Origin of the sequence: Methanonatronarchaeum thermophilum (assembly GCF_002153915.1) — an archaeon.
GTDB lineage: Archaea > Halobacteriota > Methanonatronarchaeia > Methanonatronarchaeales > Methanonatronarchaeaceae > Methanonatronarchaeum > Methanonatronarchaeum thermophilum.
Map to the genome: position 1 here is coordinate 455,426 of NZ_MRZU01000004.1, position 18,548 is coordinate 473,973.

The 18,548-nt window shown below is 39.6% G+C and carries 21 protein-coding genes; 3 read left to right on the forward strand and 18 right to left on the reverse strand.

The window, feature by feature from the left end; all coding sequences use genetic code 11:
* Nucleotides 1-32: 32 nt before the first annotated feature.
* The 4 genes from mgtE to arsB form a co-directional block, all read right to left on the reverse strand.
* The gene (mgtE, locus tag AMET1_RS07265) at nucleotides 33-1,067 is read right to left on the reverse strand and encodes a magnesium transporter (protein WP_086637811.1); all 1,035 of its coding nucleotides are present in this window, start codon (nucleotides 1,065-1,067) and stop codon (nucleotides 33-35) included.
* Nucleotides 1,068-1,159: 92 nt separating this feature from the next.
* The gene (locus AMET1_RS07270) at nucleotides 1,160-2,068 is read right to left on the reverse strand and encodes a permease (protein WP_086637812.1); all 909 of its coding nucleotides are present in this window, start codon (nucleotides 2,066-2,068) and stop codon (nucleotides 1,160-1,162) included.
* Between the two features lie 131 nt (nucleotides 2,069-2,199).
* Nucleotides 2,200-2,334: a hypothetical protein gene (locus AMET1_RS08100; protein ID WP_269087999.1), complete on the reverse strand. Its 135-nt coding sequence runs from the start codon at nucleotides 2,332-2,334 to the stop codon at nucleotides 2,200-2,202.
* A gap of 51 nt (nucleotides 2,335-2,385) precedes the next feature.
* Nucleotides 2,386-3,441, reverse strand: a complete 1,056-nt coding sequence (arsB, locus tag AMET1_RS07275; RefSeq protein ID WP_086637813.1) for an ACR3 family arsenite efflux transporter — start codon at nucleotides 3,439-3,441, stop codon at nucleotides 2,386-2,388.
* A 226-nt stretch (nucleotides 3,442-3,667) separates the two neighbouring features.
* Between arsB and AMET1_RS07280 the strand changes: the two genes are divergently transcribed.
* Nucleotides 3,668-4,780 carry an alpha/beta fold hydrolase gene (locus AMET1_RS07280; RefSeq protein WP_086637814.1) on the forward strand — a complete coding sequence of 371 codons (1,113 nt, stop codon included), beginning with the start codon at nucleotides 3,668-3,670 and terminating at the stop codon, nucleotides 4,778-4,780.
* Nucleotides 4,781-4,862: 82 nt separating this feature from the next.
* Here AMET1_RS07280 and AMET1_RS07285 read toward each other — a convergent pair whose 3' ends face one another.
* Entirely contained in the window at nucleotides 4,863-5,624 is a 762-nt protein-coding gene (locus AMET1_RS07285) for a DUF1638 domain-containing protein (RefSeq protein WP_086637815.1), read from the reverse strand.
* A gap of 109 nt (nucleotides 5,625-5,733) precedes the next feature.
* Nucleotides 5,734-6,786 carry a cytochrome c biogenesis protein CcsA gene (gene ccsA / locus AMET1_RS07290; protein WP_161490829.1) on the reverse strand — a complete coding sequence of 351 codons (1,053 nt, stop codon included), beginning with the start codon at nucleotides 6,784-6,786 and terminating at the stop codon, nucleotides 5,734-5,736.
* A 375-nt stretch (nucleotides 6,787-7,161) separates the two neighbouring features.
* Here ccsA and prf1 point away from each other — a divergent pair, with 375 nt between their 5' ends.
* Together prf1 and argS are read left to right on the forward strand one after the other, a co-directional pair.
* The gene (gene prf1, locus AMET1_RS07295; protein ID WP_086637817.1) at nucleotides 7,162-8,382 is read left to right on the forward strand and encodes a peptide chain release factor aRF-1; all 1,221 of its coding nucleotides are present in this window, start codon (nucleotides 7,162-7,164) and stop codon (nucleotides 8,380-8,382) included.
* A 21-nt stretch (nucleotides 8,383-8,403) separates the two neighbouring features.
* Nucleotides 8,404-10,113, forward strand: a complete 1,710-nt coding sequence (argS, locus tag AMET1_RS07300; protein ID WP_086637818.1) for an arginine--tRNA ligase — start codon at nucleotides 8,404-8,406, stop codon at nucleotides 10,111-10,113.
* Between the two features lie 221 nt (nucleotides 10,114-10,334).
* On the opposite strand, the gene AMET1_RS07305 is transcribed toward argS, so the two are convergent.
* The 12 genes from AMET1_RS07305 to AMET1_RS07360 form a co-directional block, all read right to left on the reverse strand.
* Nucleotides 10,335-11,369 (reverse strand): hypothetical protein, encoded by a 1,035-nt coding sequence (locus AMET1_RS07305; RefSeq protein WP_143406895.1) that lies wholly within the window; start codon nucleotides 11,367-11,369, stop codon nucleotides 10,335-10,337.
* Nucleotides 11,370-11,665: 296 nt separating this feature from the next.
* A complete protein-coding gene (locus tag AMET1_RS07310; protein ID WP_086637820.1) occupies nucleotides 11,666-12,112 on the reverse strand; it encodes a 4Fe-4S dicluster domain-containing protein in 447 nt (148 codons plus the stop codon).
* Between the two features lies 1 nt (nucleotide 12,113).
* Nucleotides 12,114-13,091, reverse strand: a complete 978-nt coding sequence (locus AMET1_RS07315; RefSeq protein ID WP_086637821.1) for a respiratory chain complex I subunit 1 family protein — start codon at nucleotides 13,089-13,091, stop codon at nucleotides 12,114-12,116.
* Nucleotides 13,084-14,349, reverse strand: coding sequence for a hydrogenase large subunit (locus AMET1_RS07320; protein ID WP_086637822.1), 1,266 nt, complete (start codon nucleotides 14,347-14,349; stop codon nucleotides 13,084-13,086). Before AMET1_RS07320 ends, AMET1_RS07315 begins: the two co-directional genes overlap by 8 nt.
* Nucleotides 14,346-14,945: an NADH-quinone oxidoreductase subunit C gene (locus AMET1_RS07325; protein ID WP_161490830.1), complete on the reverse strand. Its 600-nt coding sequence runs from the start codon at nucleotides 14,943-14,945 to the stop codon at nucleotides 14,346-14,348. Before AMET1_RS07325 ends, AMET1_RS07320 begins: the two co-directional genes overlap by 4 nt.
* Nucleotides 14,870-15,340 carry an NADH-quinone oxidoreductase subunit B family protein gene (locus tag AMET1_RS07330; RefSeq protein ID WP_086637824.1) on the reverse strand — a complete coding sequence of 157 codons (471 nt, stop codon included), beginning with the start codon at nucleotides 15,338-15,340 and terminating at the stop codon, nucleotides 14,870-14,872. Before AMET1_RS07330 ends, AMET1_RS07325 begins: the two co-directional genes overlap by 76 nt.
* A 3-nt stretch (nucleotides 15,341-15,343) precedes the next feature.
* Nucleotides 15,344-15,679: a hypothetical protein gene (locus tag AMET1_RS07335; RefSeq protein WP_086637825.1), complete on the reverse strand. Its 336-nt coding sequence runs from the start codon at nucleotides 15,677-15,679 to the stop codon at nucleotides 15,344-15,346.
* Nucleotides 15,676-17,253: a proton-conducting transporter transmembrane domain-containing protein gene (locus AMET1_RS07340; RefSeq protein ID WP_201721321.1), complete on the reverse strand. Its 1,578-nt coding sequence runs from the start codon at nucleotides 17,251-17,253 to the stop codon at nucleotides 15,676-15,678. Before AMET1_RS07340 ends, AMET1_RS07335 begins: the two co-directional genes overlap by 4 nt.
* Complete coding sequence (locus AMET1_RS07345) at nucleotides 17,250-17,594, reverse strand: sodium:proton antiporter (protein ID WP_086637826.1); 345 nt, start codon at nucleotides 17,592-17,594, stop codon at nucleotides 17,250-17,252. Before AMET1_RS07345 ends, AMET1_RS07340 begins: the two co-directional genes overlap by 4 nt.
* Before the next feature lies 1 nt (nucleotide 17,595).
* Entirely contained in the window at nucleotides 17,596-18,039 is a 444-nt protein-coding gene (locus AMET1_RS07350; RefSeq protein WP_086637827.1) for an MnhB domain-containing protein, read from the reverse strand.
* On the reverse strand, nucleotides 18,039-18,302 hold the full coding sequence (gene mbhE, locus AMET1_RS07355) for a hydrogen gas-evolving membrane-bound hydrogenase subunit E (RefSeq protein ID WP_086637828.1): 264 nt from the start codon (nucleotides 18,300-18,302) through the stop codon (nucleotides 18,039-18,041). Before mbhE ends, AMET1_RS07350 begins: the two co-directional genes overlap by 1 nt.
* Complete coding sequence (locus AMET1_RS07360; RefSeq protein ID WP_086637829.1) at nucleotides 18,299-18,547, reverse strand: DUF4040 domain-containing protein; 249 nt, start codon at nucleotides 18,545-18,547, stop codon at nucleotides 18,299-18,301. The genes mbhE and AMET1_RS07360 overlap by 4 nt, the downstream gene beginning before the upstream one ends.
* Between the last annotated feature and the right edge of the window lies 1 nt (nucleotide 18,548).

Consider the following 18,548-nt stretch of genomic DNA (forward strand, 5'->3'; position numbering starts at 1 on the left):
TAATAAATAGAAGGAAGGGAGTTTTGGGGGTTTTATATTATTGGTACCAGTGCTGTTGCTAGTGAGAAGTAGATTAGTAGTGCTGTTACGTCTTTTATTGTTGTTATGAATGGGTCTGAGACTGCTGCTGGGTCGTATCCTAGTTTGTGGGCGATCCATGGGATTCCGTAGCCTATTAGGGATGCGACTATGCATGTTAGTGTGAGGGATAGGAATATTACTACTCCGAGTTCTGGGATTCCTTGCCATAGGTATGCGGCTATTCCTGCGATTGTTCCTACTAGTATTCCGATTAGTAGTCCTACGAGCCCTTCTTTTAGTATGTGTTTTTTTACGTTTTGTTCTCCTATTTGTCCGAGGGCTGTTCCGCGGACGAATATTGTTGAGGCTTGTGTTCCTACGTTTCCTCCCATGTCCATTATTGCTGGTAGGAATATTGCTAGTGCGAGTGTTGCTTCTAGTGTTTCTTCGTATGTGTCTATTACGAATCCGGCTAGTAATCCACCGACCAGTGCTACTAAGAGCCATGGTATTCTGAGTTTTAGTATGGTTTTTATGGGGGAGTCTAGTATTGCGGTGCTTCTTGCTGTTTCTTCTTCTGTGAAGCTGAATCCTGCTAGTCGGTACATGTCTTCGGAGAATTCTTCGTCGACTACGTCCATTATGTCGTCGAATCTAACGGCTCCTATTAGTTTGTTTTTGTCATCTACGACTGGGAGTGACATTAGGTCTGCTTTTTGTATTTTTTTGGCTGCGTTTTCAGGGTCTTCTTGTTTTTTGAGGCTTATTACGTCTTTTTTCATTATTTCTTTGACTGGTTTGTCTGGTTTTGCGTGTAGTAGTTCTATGAGTGATAGTACTCCGACGAGGTGTTTGTATTCGTCTATTACATATATATAGTATATTGTGGTTTCGTCTGTTGGTTTTGCTTTTTGTTCTCTGAATTTTTCTATTGTTTTTTCTGCGGATGTGTTTTGGTTGACCGCTATGTATTTGTCAACCATTATTTCTTCTACTGTGTCGGGATGTTCTTTTAGTTCGATTGATTCATTTACAATTAGGACCATCTCCGTTATGAATTTTTTAGTAAGTATTCTTGTGGGTTTATATATTTTTTCTTTATAAATTCTGGTTTTTATATACTGTCTATAGTTAGAGTTTAGAAGTAGATTTGGTTGAATATTATTCCGGTTGCCATTCCAACAAACACTATTGTGGTGACGTATATGGTTAGTAGGGTTTTGTCGAACAGTTTGTTTAGCATTATGAGGTTTGGTATGCTGACTCCTGCTCCTCCTATTACGAATGCTAGTACGGTTCCTATTGGTAGTCCGCTGTCGGCGAGGGCTGCTGCGATTGGTAGCATTCCTTCCATGCTTATGTATACTGGTGCTCCGAGTATGACGGCGAGTGGGATTGCTAGTGGGTTTTCGTCACCGAGAACCATGTTTAGTATGGTTTCTGGTACGACTCCGTGTATTAATGCTCCGATTATCATTCCTATTGTTAGGTATGGGAGCATTTCTTGGAAGAAGGATAGTGAGCCTTTTAATGCGTTTTGAAGTTTTATTTTGTGGTTTGTTTTTTGTGTGTCACAGCTGGTTTTTTTGATTTTGACGTCTTTTAGGTGTTTTTCTAGGCCTATTTTCCCTATTATGAGGCTTCCTATTACTGCTAGTGTGAAGGTGGTTGTTATGTATAGTAATGTTATATTTATTCCGAACAACCCGAATAGGAGTATTATTGCTATCCAGTTTACCAGGGGGCTGCTGAGTAGGAATGCGAATGATAGTCCTACTGGTGCTCCGGCTTGTAGTAGGCCTGCGAGTATTGGTATTGTTGAGCATGAGCAGAATGGGGTTATTGATCCGAAGAGTGCTGCGATTATGTTTCCTTTTCCTTCGTCGTGTTTTTTTAGTTTGTTTTCCACTTTGTTGGGTGGTAGGTATTCTCTTATTAGGCCTACTATGAATGATGCTATTATGAATAGGGGGATTAGTATTATGGCTAGTTGTATGAAGTAGTCGGTTGATTGGATTAGGTTTTCTTGTATTTCTGGGGGTAGCACTTTTTTCGCCTTTATTTTTGGTTGTTGTATTTTTTTATATATCGTTCAGTTGTGCACAATATTGCATATATTTATTTGTTTTATTTGTTTTTTGGTTGTTTTTTGATAGAATTAGGGGGTGGAGGGCGGTTTTAGCCCTCTGTTTTTTTGTCTTCTGTTTTTTCTTCGATTTCGAGTTCACAGCAGCATTGGTTTTGTTCTTTTTTGACTGCTTTTTTGACTTTTTTAATCATTTTATCTAGTTTTCCATCTTTTTCTGATTCCATTTTTTATCACCTTGTTTAGGTTGTTTTTTTGTTTATATATGTTTGTTTTTGTTAGGCCGCGGTTTTGGTTGTGAACCAGTCTTGTGTTTTGAGTGCTATCTGTACTATTATTAGCATTATTGGGATCTCTATTAGTAGTCCTGTTACGGCTGCGAGTGTTGCTCCGTGGTCTATTCCGAATAGTGTTATTGCCATCGCTATTGCGACTTCGAAGTGGTTGCTTGCTCCTATTATTGCTGTTGGGGATGCGTCTTCGTATGTTAGGTTTATTTTTTTGGAGAGTGAGTAGCCGAATCCGAACATGATTAGTATCTGTATTGTTAGTGGGATCAGTACGAGTAGGATTATTTCTGGGCTTCCAATTATCAGGCTGGATTGTGGTGCTATTATCACTATTACTGTTAGGAGTAGTGCTGTCATTGCGACGTAATGTAGGTTTTTTGTGAATTTGTTGAACCATTTTTCTCCTTTTTTGTTAAGGAGGTACCATCTTGTTAGGTATCCTGCTATTAATGGTAGTGCTACGTATATGGCTACTCCGAAGGCGACTTGTTCCCAGGGCACTATTATGTCTTCGAGTCCGAGTAGGAATACTGCTAGTGGTGCGTATAGTACTACCATTGTTAGGGAGTTTATGGCTGTCATTACGAGTGCGTGTCCCATATTTGCTCTTGAGAGGTATGTCCAGACCAGTACCATTGCTGTGCATGGGGCTACGCCTAGAAGTATCATTCCGGCCATTAGTTCTTCGCCTAGCTCTATACCTATAATTGGTTGGAATATTATCATCATGAATAGCCAGGCTATACCGAACATCAGGAATGGTTTTATTGCCCAGTTTAGGAATAGGGTTGTTGTTATTGGTTTCCATGATTTTCCGGCTTCTAATATTTTTTTGAAGTCTATTTGAACCATTATTGGGTATATCATTAGGAATAGGACTACTGCTATCGGTATTGATACTCCTGCGTACTCGAATTCTTCGAACCAGGCTGTTATTTCTGGGAATAGTTGGCCTATAGCTAGGCCTATAATTATGCAGATTGCTACCCATAGTGTTAGGTATTTTTCGAAGAAACCGAGTTGGTGTTCTTTATGTTTTGACATGTTGGTCCTCTTGGTGAAAATAAATTATGCAGCAACTTATATTGCATTTGTTTACACAGTTGCAATTGTCTTTAGTTACCACCGAAACATAAATCTTTCCCCACCAGTGACATACTCCCCGCCCTAAAGAAAGAGGGTCTTAGCCCTGTTTTAAGGTAAAAAAACAAAAAAACCTAAACCTTAAATAACATACTATAACAAATTTACCTAATTAAAGTGTCAATACATGACAGAAAAAAATAACAAAAAACCAGCAGAAGCTCCATCACCAGGAGCAAGCAGAACAATGTCCACAATAGAAAACAAATACTACAGCCAACAGATACACGGACCTTACGAAAAACACTCAATAGGCAACCTCAAACTAAAAGAAGGAAAAACATTAAGAAACACCAAAATCGCATACACAACCTTTGGAGAACTCAACAACAAAAAAGACAACGCAATCCTATTCCCCCACATGTATAGTGGAACAAGCAAAGACATGGAGATGTACATAGGAGAAAACCAACCACTAGACCCAACAAAATACTTCATCATACTCCCAAACCAAATCGGAAATGGACTATCAACATCACCCCACAACACAAAACCACCAAACGGCCAAGCAGACTTCCCCCAAATAAACATCTCAGATGACGTAAGAGCCCAACACAAACTAATCACAGAAAAATTTGGAATAGAAAAACTAGAACTAGTCCTAGGATGGTCAATGGGCGCACAACAAACCTACGAATGGATAGTAAGATACCCAGAAATGGTGAAAAAAGCAGCCCCAATCGGAGGAACAGCAAAAAACCCAGTAATAAGCAAAATATTCGTCGACACACTAATCGACGCAATACAAAGCGACCCAAACTACAGACACGGATACTACAAAAAACCACACGCAGTACAACAAGGCCTCAAAAGACATGCAAAATTATTCTCAATGATGGGCGCAAGCTCAAAACTCTACAGCCAAAAGGACTGGAAAAAACCAGGATTCACATCCTTAAATGACTTCCTAACAAACTTCTGGAATGAATGGTTCCTACCAATGGATCCAAACAACCTCATATGCATGGCCAAAAAATGGAGAGAAGCAGACGTAAGCCAAAACACAAATGGAGATCTAAAAAAAGCATTAAAAAGAATCAAAGCAAAGGTATACGTAATGCCATTCGAAGAAGACATGTTTTTCACACTAGACCAATGCGAAAAAGAAGAAAAACACATCCCAAACAGCGAGCTCCACCCAATACCCACAACATGGGGTCATTTCGGAATGCTAGGAATGGACCCAAACGACAAGAAATACATAAACAACAAAATACAAAAACTACTCAAAACCAACTAAAACAACCAAAACCCCTAAAACAACTTTCAAACAGTTTTAGGGGGTTAAAACCCAATAAAACCCATAAATTGTTGTCTAAAAATCAATCCAAATTCTCTTTAAACCTAGAGTAATTTTCTACCAACAGTTCTTGACCTTTATTCGTAGTTGTTTTTTCGATATCCAACTCAAATGTTTTTGAAAACTCCCTTACCTTTTCATCAAAACCATCTGAAAAAATTATTCCAGTATCGATCTTTAAAACCTTGTTGTATCCAGCGTTCTCAAAGACTTTTTTAGCAAGCTCTATATTGTCTAAATCCCTAACCAACTTACATTTAATGAACATATCTCTCCAGTTGTCAGCCCACATTGGAGTTAAAAAAAACGTAGCAGGATCTTTCTTGATATACTGTACATACTTATCGGTACCGCCTAATGCTAGACATATGCAGTCATCAACTATTCCAGTAGAATCTCTTAAAATATCCAGAGTACCTTCAACCTCTTTATCGATTTCATCTATCTTTTTAAGTGCATTACCACACAAACCATAAAAAAGAAACACATCATCTACAAACTGAGATAAACGACCAACCCAGTTTTTAACCTCTTTCTTAAGGTTTTCTGGTTCTTCATGGAGCGCCATAGACATCATTACAACGATGACTTCGCCATCTTTTATCTCGGTTGGTAGTGAACTAAAGGATATTGATTCATAGTCAATCTCTAATTTATCTATAATGCTGTCTCCAGATTCATCAAGTATTAAGTAGGTTTTTTGGATTTCACTGTCTCTGTTAAGTATGTAAGCTAGTTCATCTTCAAGCAATTCACAACAAACCACGCCGTAAGGTGCCTGCATAAAATACCACTCATGTAACCATAGTCCTGTAATTAAAATAAGAATATCGTGAATAAAAAAAACTTATTAAATTAATGTTATACTCTAAAAAACAGTTTTTAGATATGTTTTAGCCCGATTGGTCCTTTTTTTGTTTCTTCCATATAAGATATGTTCCGATAACCAGTGGTATTGTTATCATTGATAGGAGTATTGCTTGAACTGGCCCTACCGCAGCACCCCATGTATGTGGACCTTCTATCGGGAGCCCTCCCCTTGTTACAAAGGTTGTGAACATTATTAATGAAAATGTGATTATGATGAACATATGGCTGAGGTATTCATATCTACCGTTGTTTTTGTTCATCCACAACATATGGAGTAATGCTGTTGATGTTAACCATGGGAGCAGTGATGCGCTTTCCACTGGATCCCAAGCCCAATATCCCCCCCAACCAAGTGTTAGGTAAGCCCAATAAGCACCGATAGCGATTCCTAAAGTTAAAAACAACCATCCTAATCGAGACCAAACTAAAGAAATTTTATTCCACTTATCGGTGTATGTGAATCCGTAACTTAATGAGATGGCTATAGGTATTGTGAAAAATGCATAACCAACGAATATTATCGGTGGATGTATAGCCATCCATGGATTCAGAAGTATCGGACTCATCGCAAATCCTTGCTCTATGTAATCTGCTTCTTCACCTGGAATGTTGTTTAAAGCTAACATTTCCTCTGTTGGCTGAAATGGACTTTCTATTAATAATATTAGGATAAATCCGAGTGTTATGAGGCTTACTGTAGCTCTAAATATGTCCTGGGTTTTTTTAGATGTATTTTTTATTTGAAATATCTCTACGACAACTATAGAGATCGCTATCAATGTTGTCCAAAAATAGATTGAACCTTGTTCCCCAGCCCATATAGTTGATAAAGCATAATACCATGGATATTCGGGGTCTCCATACGCAAATGAGTAGAAAACATCTGGATTTGCAGTTACACAATAATAAGCAAAAATTAAGAAAGAGATTACAAATATCGTGAGAGAAAAAACATTTAGTTTCCAAACCCAACCAACATATTTTTCTGGATAAAAATAATTTCTGATAGAGATGGAGGATACAACTAACAACCCTACAAACGTAGCAATTATCAATAAGCTCTCCAGTTCAATCAATTTCAAATCCTCTCATTTAACCAGTCTTTTTAGGTACTATTTAGAGCCCGTTATTTCTTAAAGATAGTGTATAGACATCAACTTAAATAGTTTGTCAACCAAAAAAACCATAACTGACTTAGAAACTAAATATAGTACCCCGTAATCTCTATTAAGTTTTGGAGTCAAATTAAGTTAGGTCAGGTATAACTTCAACGTGATTTGTTGTCTGATGACTTCGATATAGATTAATTATGGATTTGAACCAAAATGCTGTCAAGGTAGTCAGCGTTTTTATAGACCGCTATCGAACCACCTAGTTGATGAGATATAGTTGTTTATACCTTGTAGCTATTGAGAACATTTTTGTTATCATTTTTTTAGGGAGGGTTTCTTCTGGACGATAAAAGATATGAGCTTAAAAGAAAGTTGGATGAGATTCAAGACATCCAAGGCAACCATACCGAGTTAATAACTCTGTATGTACCACCGGATAAAAACATAAAAGATGCCTACGACCAACTGAAAGATGAGTATAGGCAAGCTAACAACATCAAAACTAAGAATACAAGGAAAAACGTCCAATCCGCTTTAGACGTACTTATGGGTAAACTAAAACATTTTAAAAAACCACCTGAAAACGGTATGATAATGATGGCTGGGGAGGTACCAACAAGAGGCGATAAGACCGATATGATGAGCCTTATAATAGAGCCTCCAGAAAAAATCAATTCATATCGATACCACTGCGACTCCAACTTCCTTGTAGAACCATTGAGAGAGCTTGTAGAAAAAAATAAAAAAATAGGTCTATTAGTTCTTGATAGGCGTGAGGCAACTGTAGGCCTATTGATCGGTAACAACATAGAGGCGTTACGTCACCATACCTCCGGTGTCCCTGGAAAAACAAAAGCCGGTGGACAGTCACAAGCACGTTTCGAAAGACTTCGAGACATAGCTGCAAGCGAGTTCTACAAACGGGTAGGCGAATCTGCAAACGAGATTTTTGAAAACGAAGAAGACCTGGTTGGTGTTTTAGTTGGAGGGCCTTCCCCCACAAAAGAAGAGTTCTTGAAAAAAGATCTGTTACACCACGAAATCGATGTGCTCGGTAAATACGACGTTTCATACACCGATGAATATGGATTAAGAGAGCTTGTCGACGTCGCAAGTGAAACACTGGAGAAAATTGAAACAATGGAGGAGCGGCGGGCAGCAAAAGAATTCCTCAAAAAATTAGTTGAAGATGAAAACATGGTTACATACGGTGAAAACCAGGTTCGTAAAGCAATACGAATGGGAGCCGTAGAAAAACTTGTAATCTCTGAAGACCTCCGTAAATACCGGGTAAACATCAACTGCAGTGAATGTGGATACAGTAAAGATGTGACATTGAAAGGTGAAGGGCCTAAAGAAATCAAATCAAGATACGAAAACTGTCCAGAATGCAATGGACAACTAGATATAGAGGTCGAAGACGTCGTCACCGAGTTAGCAGAGATGACGGACAACATGGGTGGCGAAGTAGTTTTTGTAAGCACAGATTTCGAAGAAGGACAACAACTATACAACGCCTTCGGAGGCGCAGCCGCTATACTAAGATTCAGCCCATCCTAACCTAAAGAAAAAAGTGGTAAAATGTTCAGAGAATTTAAAAGAGAAGTAGAAACATCGTTAAAAAACAGTTTAAATAAAACAGGAATCCAACAAGAACTAAACGAAAAAGGAGTGAAAGAACCGATAGACCTAATGATAGAAGAGCCCAGAGAGATAGCCGACCTCGCATCAACACTACCTTTCTCACTAGCCTCCAAACTAAACAAAAACCCAATAGAACTTGGGGGAAAAATAACAAAAAACATCGATACCGAAAAACACAGACATATCAAACGAGTTGAGTTCTCAAAACCAGGATACATAAACTACTACATAGATAGATCCCAACTAAAACACCTACTTAAAAACATATTAATCGAGAAAGAAAACTACGGATCACTCACCGAAAAAAAACAAAAAATCGTCCTCGAACACACAAGCGCCAACCCAACAGGACCACTACATATAGGCCACCTAAGAAACGCAGTACTAGGAGATACATTAACAAGAATCTTAAAAGCAGCCGGCCATACAGTGGAAACACATTACTACGTAAACGATATAGGTCGGCAGATGGCGATACTTCTACATGGAGTTAGAAAATACGGATTAGATGAAAACAACAAACCGGATATCGCGGTAGGTAAAACCTACACAAAAACAAATAAAAACATGGACGACAGAGACGAACAAGAAATCGAAAAATTAATGAACCGTTTCGAACAAAACGACCAAGACACATATACAGAACTAACAGAAACTGTTGAACACTGTCTAAATGGAATGAAAGAAACACTACAAAACATCGGTGTAAACCACGACCTATATATAAGAGAATCTAAGTTTGTACGAAACGGTTCGGTAGAAAAAATAACAAAAAAACTAAGAGAACACGCTGTAAAGGATGGAGCACTTAAAATAGAATTCAATGACATGGATAAAGAACTCATACTGTTAAGAGAAGACGGCACCTCCGTATATGCATTAAGAGACATCGCTTACCACGAATGGAAATCGAATAGAGGCCATATAATCAATGTACTTGGAGCAGATCACAAACTCTACATAAACCAACTTTCTCGAGCACTTGAATTAATAGATATAGATAAACCTGAATCAATCGTATTCGAATTCGTATCACTACCAAAAGGAAAGATGTCTACAAGAAAAGGCGAATACATCTCCATAGACCAACTACGAGAAAAACTAATAGAAAAGGCAATGAAGGAAGTTAGCGATAGAAGGCCAGAAAAACCAGAGAAATGGCGTAAAAAGATAGCTAGAGAAGTTGCTAAAGCCGCAATCAGATTCGAATTCATCCAGGTCGCACCTGAAAAACCAATAACCTTCAATATAGACCAAGCAGTAAGCTTCAATGAAAGAGGGGCACCATTCATACAATACGCACATGCAAGAGCTACAAGCATACTCAACAGATCAGAAAACATCAACTTTGAAAACATCGAGATACCGGAAAAAATACTCAATGAAAACAAAGAAACACAGAAACTGCTTAAAACAATATCAAAATACTCCTACGAAGTTGAAAAAGCAGCTGAAGAAAGAAAAATACATAGATTCGCTGAATACACACTAAACATAGCATCAGACTTCAATCAGTTCTATAGAGACGTCCCAGTACTGAACACTGGACATAAAGAACAAACAAGACTCGCAGTAGTTAAAGCAACCCAAATAACACTAAAAAACGCAATAAACCTACTTGGATTCAAAGCACCAAAAGAGATGTAAAACCCAAACCCAACTATTTTTATTTTTCTATTTAAACAAACCTTTTCTATAGATAAGGTAAGAAGGAAAGATGCCATTAAGTTAGTAGATATACATTTTGTGACCCACTATACCGTTCGAAACGGATCGGTCGGTGGTGGAGCTGAGGGTATTAACAAATTAATTCATGGGAATATGCCTCGGAAGCTCGACCTAGACAATTCATTTTTTATAACAATTAATTAGCTCCATTTATTTTTGTAGGGTTCTAGATATCTCTGACCTAATAACGCTGCAATTGAAGCACCAACCATGTTCCAAAACATGTCGGCAACTGTGTCACGCAATCCATACTGCATAGTGGTTCCAAATAACTCGTCGCCAATAAACTCCAGTATCTCCCAGACAACTCCAGTAGCCATAATCACCATAAACAGAAACATCCAGGTATATCTACCAGGTATCTTTATAGAATCAGCATATAGGTCTACTGAAAACAAAACTACCAGACCTAGAACCGTTATTAAAAAACTTGAGAATGTATGTGTAAGGTTGTCCCACCACCATACGTTGTCGTAGAAACCTAGAAAACCACCTACAACATGTAGTGAAAGCGCTAAAACTATCAAGAAGTTAAGCAAAGGAGGTAGGTACATATCCAGGTTTTTTGTAATTATTGTTGGTAGTTGTGTTATAGCTAAAGCTATCAATGCGGAAAAAGTCCAGCGTACATTACCTGTGTATACCCCTGCTATTGTGAATATAACCAATACCGCTTGAAGAAAACGAGCGGCTATCGGTGCCCAACCACTTCCTTTCTCTCCAAAACCAAACTCCAGTAACCGGGAAGCCCATTGAGAAGGTTCTTTAATAGAGAATTTAAATGACACAGAACTTGGTTCTAAATATATTTGTTTTTTATTGCTATAGTATTTCAATAAAAAACCCATAAACAGTCCACCGACTGCTATCCAAACTAAATCAACCATTAGATCGGTGTTACTCTCCAAAATAATGGTTCCAAGAAAGATATCACTGGCTTTAGCGGTTAAAGCTAAGAAACCACCGGCTGCAAGCGTGAAAACAACTACGAAGAATATGCCGAAAGGCCGATTGAATTTAAATGGAGTTTTATAATGTAGGTATAACATTGATAAAAAACCGATAATCGGTACAACAATAATAAATGCTATATTTGCCCCTAATAGGTATTCTTCAAAAGACCCTGAAACACCTGATATTCCTAAAAACCAGAAGAACGTGAAAGCAAGTGACAATTTCCAGTAAAACCTATCTGTTGCTTTATATAACGAATAAAATAAAACCAATCCAATAATTGCTATTAAAATCCAGAAAAAAGATGCTAGATACAACTCGGAAGTAAGTGGTATAAAGACATTTATAGCCATCTTAGATATCATTATCGATATAATAACGTTTGATTTGTTTATTGTTTTTCCAAAAACACGGTTAAACGAGATAAAAACTATCTATTATTATTTTTCTGTTTGGATCAAAAAAGTGGGATTGATTAAAAAAAAGGGGTGGTTTTTAAGCCACCCTATAGTTATGGTTATTTGTCTATTTTTTTGAGTTGGCCTGGTGTTTTGTCTCCGTTTACTATCAGGTTTTGGTCGTATTTATCGAATGCCGCTAGTGTGATGAATTCATCTGTCATTTCGATTGCGTCTACGGGGCAGATGTCTGCGCATTGTTGGCAGAATGTGCATCTGCTTGTGTAGAATGTTATTTTTTCTTCATCGTTTTCTTCGTGGACCTTCATTGCTTCTGTTGGACATACGTTGAGGCATTGGTAGCAGTTTACGCATGTTTCTTCGTCGTATTTGAGTTTTCCTCGGAAGTCTGGTGGTATCGGTATGGGTGGGTTTAGTTCTATTTCTCCTTTCTCTACGAGCTGAAGTACCTGTATTATTGAATTTGGTGCGTATCTTGCTGGGAATAGGTTTGTTTTGTGTTTTTTGAATACTTGTTTGCTTATTTTTCTCATTATTTTGCTCATTTTAGGCACCTACCATTACGAGTATTAGTCCGAGTAAGGCTAGTGTTGATACGAGGCCGATAAAGTTTCTACTGAATTGGTCTATTTTTATTCGTGCGAAAGCTGTTCTGACGAATGTTACGATTATGGCCATGAGTATCAGGACTTTTATTAGGAAGAACACGAAGTCTACTGCTATTGCTATTGCTCCTGTAACTCCGAGTATTGGTGAGAGGTTCCATGGGAAGAATATTGCTACGAGCAATGCGATTATTGCTACTGTTTTAACTCCGTCTGCTATGTAGAATAGTGCTAGGTTTCTTCCCGAGTATTCTGAGAGTGTTCCACCTGATACCTCTGTTTTTGCTTTTGATATGTCGAATGGGACTTTTGCTAGTTTTGCTGGGGAGACCACTATCATTACTGCTAGTAGTAGTATGAGGCCTACTATTCCTATTGGGCCTACGAGGCTCCATATGTTTGCGTCTGCTATTGTTGCTAGTGAGAATGCTGTTTCCCCTCCTACTATGTATGCTACTGTGGCTACGACTATCGCTAGTGGTAGTTCGTATGACATCATTACCGTGATTTCTCTTTGTGATCCGAGGGATGCGAAGGGTGCGCCGGAAGCGAATCCACCTATGGCCATTGCGAGTGGTGGTGCTGCGAGTAGGTATACCACGATTATTAGGTCGCCGTATCCTTCGAGTACTGGGTTCATTGACCCTATCGGTATGTATAGGACTGCGAGTATTGACGCTACGATTGCTATGATTGGTGCTGAATTAAATATCCAGGTTACTGCGTTTTCTGGGACCAGGTTTTTCTTTGTTAGTAGTTTCCTTACGTCGTAGAATGGCTGGACGATTGGTGGGCCTTCTCTCCACTGCATTCTTGCGCTTATTTTTCGGTCTATACCGTGGTAGAGTAAGCCTAGGAATATGAATGCTATTGTTATGAGTGGGACTCCAATCAGTAGGTTGAGTAGTATGTTATCCATTTTTCATCCTCCTTGTCTTTTTCTTGGACAATTCAACCAACTCGTCTTTGGTGTATGTTTTTGTTGTGTCCCCTTTGACGGTGACCACTCTATCCATGCAGCTCATGCATGGGTCTATTGATGCTGCGATTATCGGTATGTCTGCTATCTGTTGTTTTAGGAACATTGGTCTTAGGCTCATTATGTTGCCGTATGTGGGGGTTCTTACTTTTAGTGTTTGTATTTTTTCTTGGTCTGCTTTTTTATGGAAGTAGTAGAATAATTCCCCTCTTGGTGCTTCGGTTCGGGCTACTCCACGTCCACTTCTGGTTCTAAGGTCTTTTAGTAGTTTCACTAGGTTTTCTTCGTGTGCTATGTCTCCTTCTGGTAGTCTTGCCATGCATTCGCGGACTAGGTCGATTGATTGTTCGATTTCTTTTACTCGGACTGCGAGTCTGTCGTATACGTCGCAGTGTGTTTCTCCGAATATTCTATCAGGGGTCATTGGTTTTATGTTGAGGTCTGCATATGCTGAGCCGGGTCGGTCTGACCTGTTGTCTATTTTAACTCCTGATCCACGTGCTGTCGGTCCCACGGTTCCTAGTTCGATTGCTTCTTGTTTTTCAAGTATCCCTATGTTTCGGGTTCGCATTTTAACTGTTCGGTCTCTTAGTATTGTGTCTTCTACTTCTTGGTAGATTTTTTCGTAGAACTTCAATGCTTCTTCGAGTTTTTCGAGTCTTTCTGGGGTTAGGTCTCTTCTTACGCCTCCTACGAGGTTCATTTCGTAGTTTACTCTGTTTCCTGATACGTATTCAAGTGCGTCCATTACGTTTTCTCTTTCTTTCCATATGTAGTAGAAGAGTGTTTCAAATCCTATTTGGTTGGCTGCTGAACCGGCCCAAAGAAGGTGTGAGTGGATTCTCTCGAGTTCTTGCATTATAACTCTTATGTATTGAGCCCTTTCTGGTACTTCTATGTCTAATGCGCTTTCTGCGGATCTGGTGTATGTGAATCCGTGTACTTGTGAACATATTCCGCATATTCTTTGCACGAGTGGTAGGGCTTGTATTGGGTTTCTACGGTTTGCTATGTTTTCGACTCCGGTGTGTGTATATCCGGCTTTTATGTCGACGTCTCTTACTTGTTCTCCGTCTTCTGAGAATAGTATTCTGAGTGGTTCTTTTAGCGCTACGTTTATTGGACCGACTGGTATTGTGTATGACTCTTTGCCTTTTTCCAATCTAGCTTGATCAAGTCCTTCTCTATCTTCGTTCATTGTTGACCTTCCTTTTCGTAGATATCTGTTACTTCTATTCTTTTCTCATCTCTTCTCCATGGGTATTCTTCTTCAGGATGGTCCCAGGGTAGGAAGAAATGTCTTTCGTCGGGTATGTCTTTTATTTCTATGCCGAGCATTTCTTGTATCTCTCTTTCTGAGGTTAATGATCCTTTTATTATGTCTGAGATTGTTGGTAGCCAGAGGTCGTTTTTAGGTACCGTTACGCATATTACTACTGTTATTTCGTCGAAATCTCCTCCATAGAACATGGATAGGATGTATTTTGTGAGTATGTCTTCTCCTCTGTCAACACCTAACATAGTTACGAAATGTGGTGTTTGAAGTTTTTTTAGGTGGGTGATTAGGTTTTTAAGTTGGTTTCTTGGGGTTCTTATCCATAGTTCGTGGCTTTCTTTTTTGCTTACTCCACCTATATCGGTGTTTATGAGTCCTTTCACTTCGTCTTTGAATTCTTGGTGAACGTAGTCGTATAGTTCTTCAGGGTTCATTGGCTCCATTATGCTGCCTCCTCGGCTTCTTCTTTTGTTTCTTCTTTTGTTCCGGCTCCCCGCATTTTTTCTAGGGCTTCCCATGCTTTTACTACTCCAAATATTACTCCTTCTGGTCTTACAGCGCATCCGGGTATGTGTACGTCTACTGGTATGACTTCATCTACGGGTCCGGCTATGTTGTATGAGTCGTGGAATATGTGTCCTGTGTTTCCGCAGTTTCCTATTACTAGGACTGCTTTTGGATCCATCATTTGTTCGTATATTCTCTCTAGTGGTTTTTTGGTTTGTTTTGTTACTGGCCCTGTTACCAGTAGTACGTCTGCGTGTCTGGGTGTTTCGACCAGTTTTATTCCAAATCTCTCGACGTCGTATCTGGGTGTTAGTGCTGCGAGTATTTCTATGTCGCATCCGTTGCATGAACCGGCGTTGAAGTGGAATACCCAGAGGGATTTGTCGAAACTTTTTGATAACTTCATTTTTTACACTCCTATGAATATTAGCAATAATGTGGCTAATGCACCTACATACCAGAGTATGTAGTCGTTGATTATTCCGGTATGCATTTTTTCCATCACGTGGTAGAATTCTTTTAATCCTTCGACGAATCCCCAGTATAGGTTTTCACCGCTTACGTGTGAGTCTTCTTTTGATATTTCTGGGTTTCCTGATAGGTATGGTTTTCCAGCCATCTCTGAGGTGTAGTTTCCTGCTCCAGCCCGGTATATCAACAGTACTATTATGCTGATGATTAGGCCGGCTATTAGGAAGACTATTGGGTCCCAGTATCCGGCTCCTGTTGTTAATGTTTCTATCATTCTAGTACTCCTCCTATGTATCCAGTTTGGTCAATTAATGCTTCTACTGCTGGTGCAACGATTGTGTCTACTATTAGGTCTGGGAATAATCCGAACAGTACTGTTAGTGCTGCTAGTATGAACATTGCTGTTTTCATGCTTGTTGGTACCTCTCCGACTCCTTTGTATCTGGGTTTTTCTGGACCTAGGAATGTGCTTTGGAATACTTTTACGAATGAGGCGAGTGTTATTACGCTGACTAGCATTGCGACTGCTGTTAGGAATGGGTTGAGTGCGTATACTGATTCGTATATTAATATTTTTGATGCGAATCCATTGAATGGTGGTAGTCCGGCTATTGCTGCTGCGCCTATTATGAATGCTATTGCTGTGAAAGGCATCTCTCTCGCGAGGCTGCCTAGGTCGTTTAGGCTGCGTACGTTTGTTTTGTAGATTATTGCGCCTGCGGTTAGGAATAACAGTCCTTTGTATATTGCGTGGTTTATTATGTGGAAGATACCTCCTTCCATTGCGTGGTATCCATATACTGGCATCTCTCCGATTTCACCGCTCATTAGTGCTACCAATCCTACTCCGACACCTAGTAACATGTATCCGGTTTGGGATATGGCGTGGTATGCCATCAATCGTTTTATTGTTTTTTGGATTATCGCTAGCATAACACCTATGAACATGGTGAGTAGTCCAAGTATTACTATTATCCATCCGAGTGTGACTCCGTCGAGTGATACTCCGTATAGTGAGAATGATATTCTGAATAATGCGTATAGTGAGAGCTGGCTTAATGTAACTAAAACCATGCTTATGTGGGCAGGAGCTTCTCCGTATGTATCGGGCACCCACATGTGTAGTGGGACTGCACCTGCTTTCATTGCTAGAGATCCGACCATTAGGGCGAGGGCTATTTTGTCTACTGTTCCGATTCCTGTTTCCATCATTCGTTCTGCTACTACTCCGATTGCTAGTGCGTTGTACTGTCCGTAGAGGAATCCAACTGCTACTAGGAACATTAATGCTCCGACTGCACTTATCAATAGGAATTTGAATGCTGCTTCGTTGGGCCGTCCTCTATAGCTGTAGAACGCGATTAATCCTATTGCTGTTATTGATGACAGCTCTATGAATACGAATAGATTGAATAGGTCGCCGGTGAATGCGAATGCTACTCCGGATGCTCCTAATAAGAGTAGTAGTGTGTAGAAACCTGTTGTTCCCATTCCGGTTTCATCAAAATATCTCCATGAGAATATTGCTGCTAGGAATGTTGTTAGGGTTATTCCTAATGCTGCGAAAGCGCTCATCCCATCTACTTCTAGTACAACTCTTATTGGTTGTTCCATGCCACCGGGTATTAGGTCGGTTGGTATTGCGGCTCCGGTTGCGTAGGTCATTATTCCGACGTCGATTACTCTGGCGAAAACGATTATTACTATTGATAGAGCGATTGCTAGTCCTGCTGTTGCCCATAACTTCTTCGCTTTTTCACCTAACCTAGCTATCAATGGTGTGGCGAAACCAGCGAGTAATGGGACCATTATTGCGAGTATTGGGGCGTAATCTATGTAATCCATCATCCTCTTAATCTCCTTATCTCTTTTGTATCAAGTGTTCCATATTCTTTGTAAATTCGAATTACGAGCGCTAGCATTAGTGTTGTCATTGCGAGGCCTATAACGATCGCTGTTATAACCAGTGCTTGTGGTACTGCGAAAACCATAACCATGTCTTCCGGTACCGCGGTGAATATTGGTGTGATCCCTTCTGCTCTGTATCCTGTTGAAACTAGGAATAGGTTTGCTGCTGAAGCAAGTATTCCTACGCTTATAACCGTTTTTATGATGTTGTCTCTGAATATTAATCCATAGAATCCTATGAGCAGTAGTATGGTCACTGCTATGTATGGTAAGTTAATCACTTTATTCAGCCTCCATTTGGCTTAATACTATTATTGCATAGCTTACTGCAGCGAAAACGAGTATTCCGACCAATATGTTTAGGGGTCCGAGTACGCCTCCTGAATCGATAAATCCAGGGTTGATTCCGACTGGTGCTGGACCGAATATCTCTGTTTCTAGAAGGAATTCGCTGAGTCTTTTTCCACCAATGTTTTTCACTATGAAGTATAGTACTGCAGCTAGTGACATTAGTGAGAACATTGCTTTGCTGCTGAACCATTGGTTTGCTTTGTTTGTTCCGTATGCTATGAATACGAGTGCTACTCCTGTTGCTACTATGACTCCGCCTTGGAACCCGCCTCCTGGAAGGATGTGGCCGTGTATTATTATGTACATTCCGAATACGAGGATTGGTATGTACATCAATGATGTTATGGATTTGACTATTGTTGACATCTCTTTCATTAGGCCATCCTCCTTAATACTACCATTACTGATGCTATTGCTGCAAACAATACGGTTGCTTCACCGAGTGTATCGAAGGATCGGTAGTCGTATAGTACTGCTGTAACGACGTTGTTAGCGCCTGTGTCTTCTTGTGCGTTTTCGATTAGGTGTTCGTCTAGATCGAGATACTCGGGTTCTCCGAAGTCTCGTGCTTCTGAGGCTCCGAACAACATGAATGAGAAGAACAGTATCAGTATTACTGCGCCGACTTTTTTCCTCATACATCCCACCTCTCTGTTTTCTTTATTGCCAAAATGAATATGGCAGTTGTTAGTCCTGCTCCTATAGCTGCTTCAGCCATCGCTACGTCCGGTGCTTGTAGCATGTAGAACTCTAGTGCTAGTAGGAGGCTCATTGCTGCGAATGATATTACTGATGCTAGTATGTCTTCTAGGGTGAGGGATAGGTATGCTGTTATTATTATTAATGCTAAAACTATTCCGTGCATCAGTAGTTCGAGCTCCATT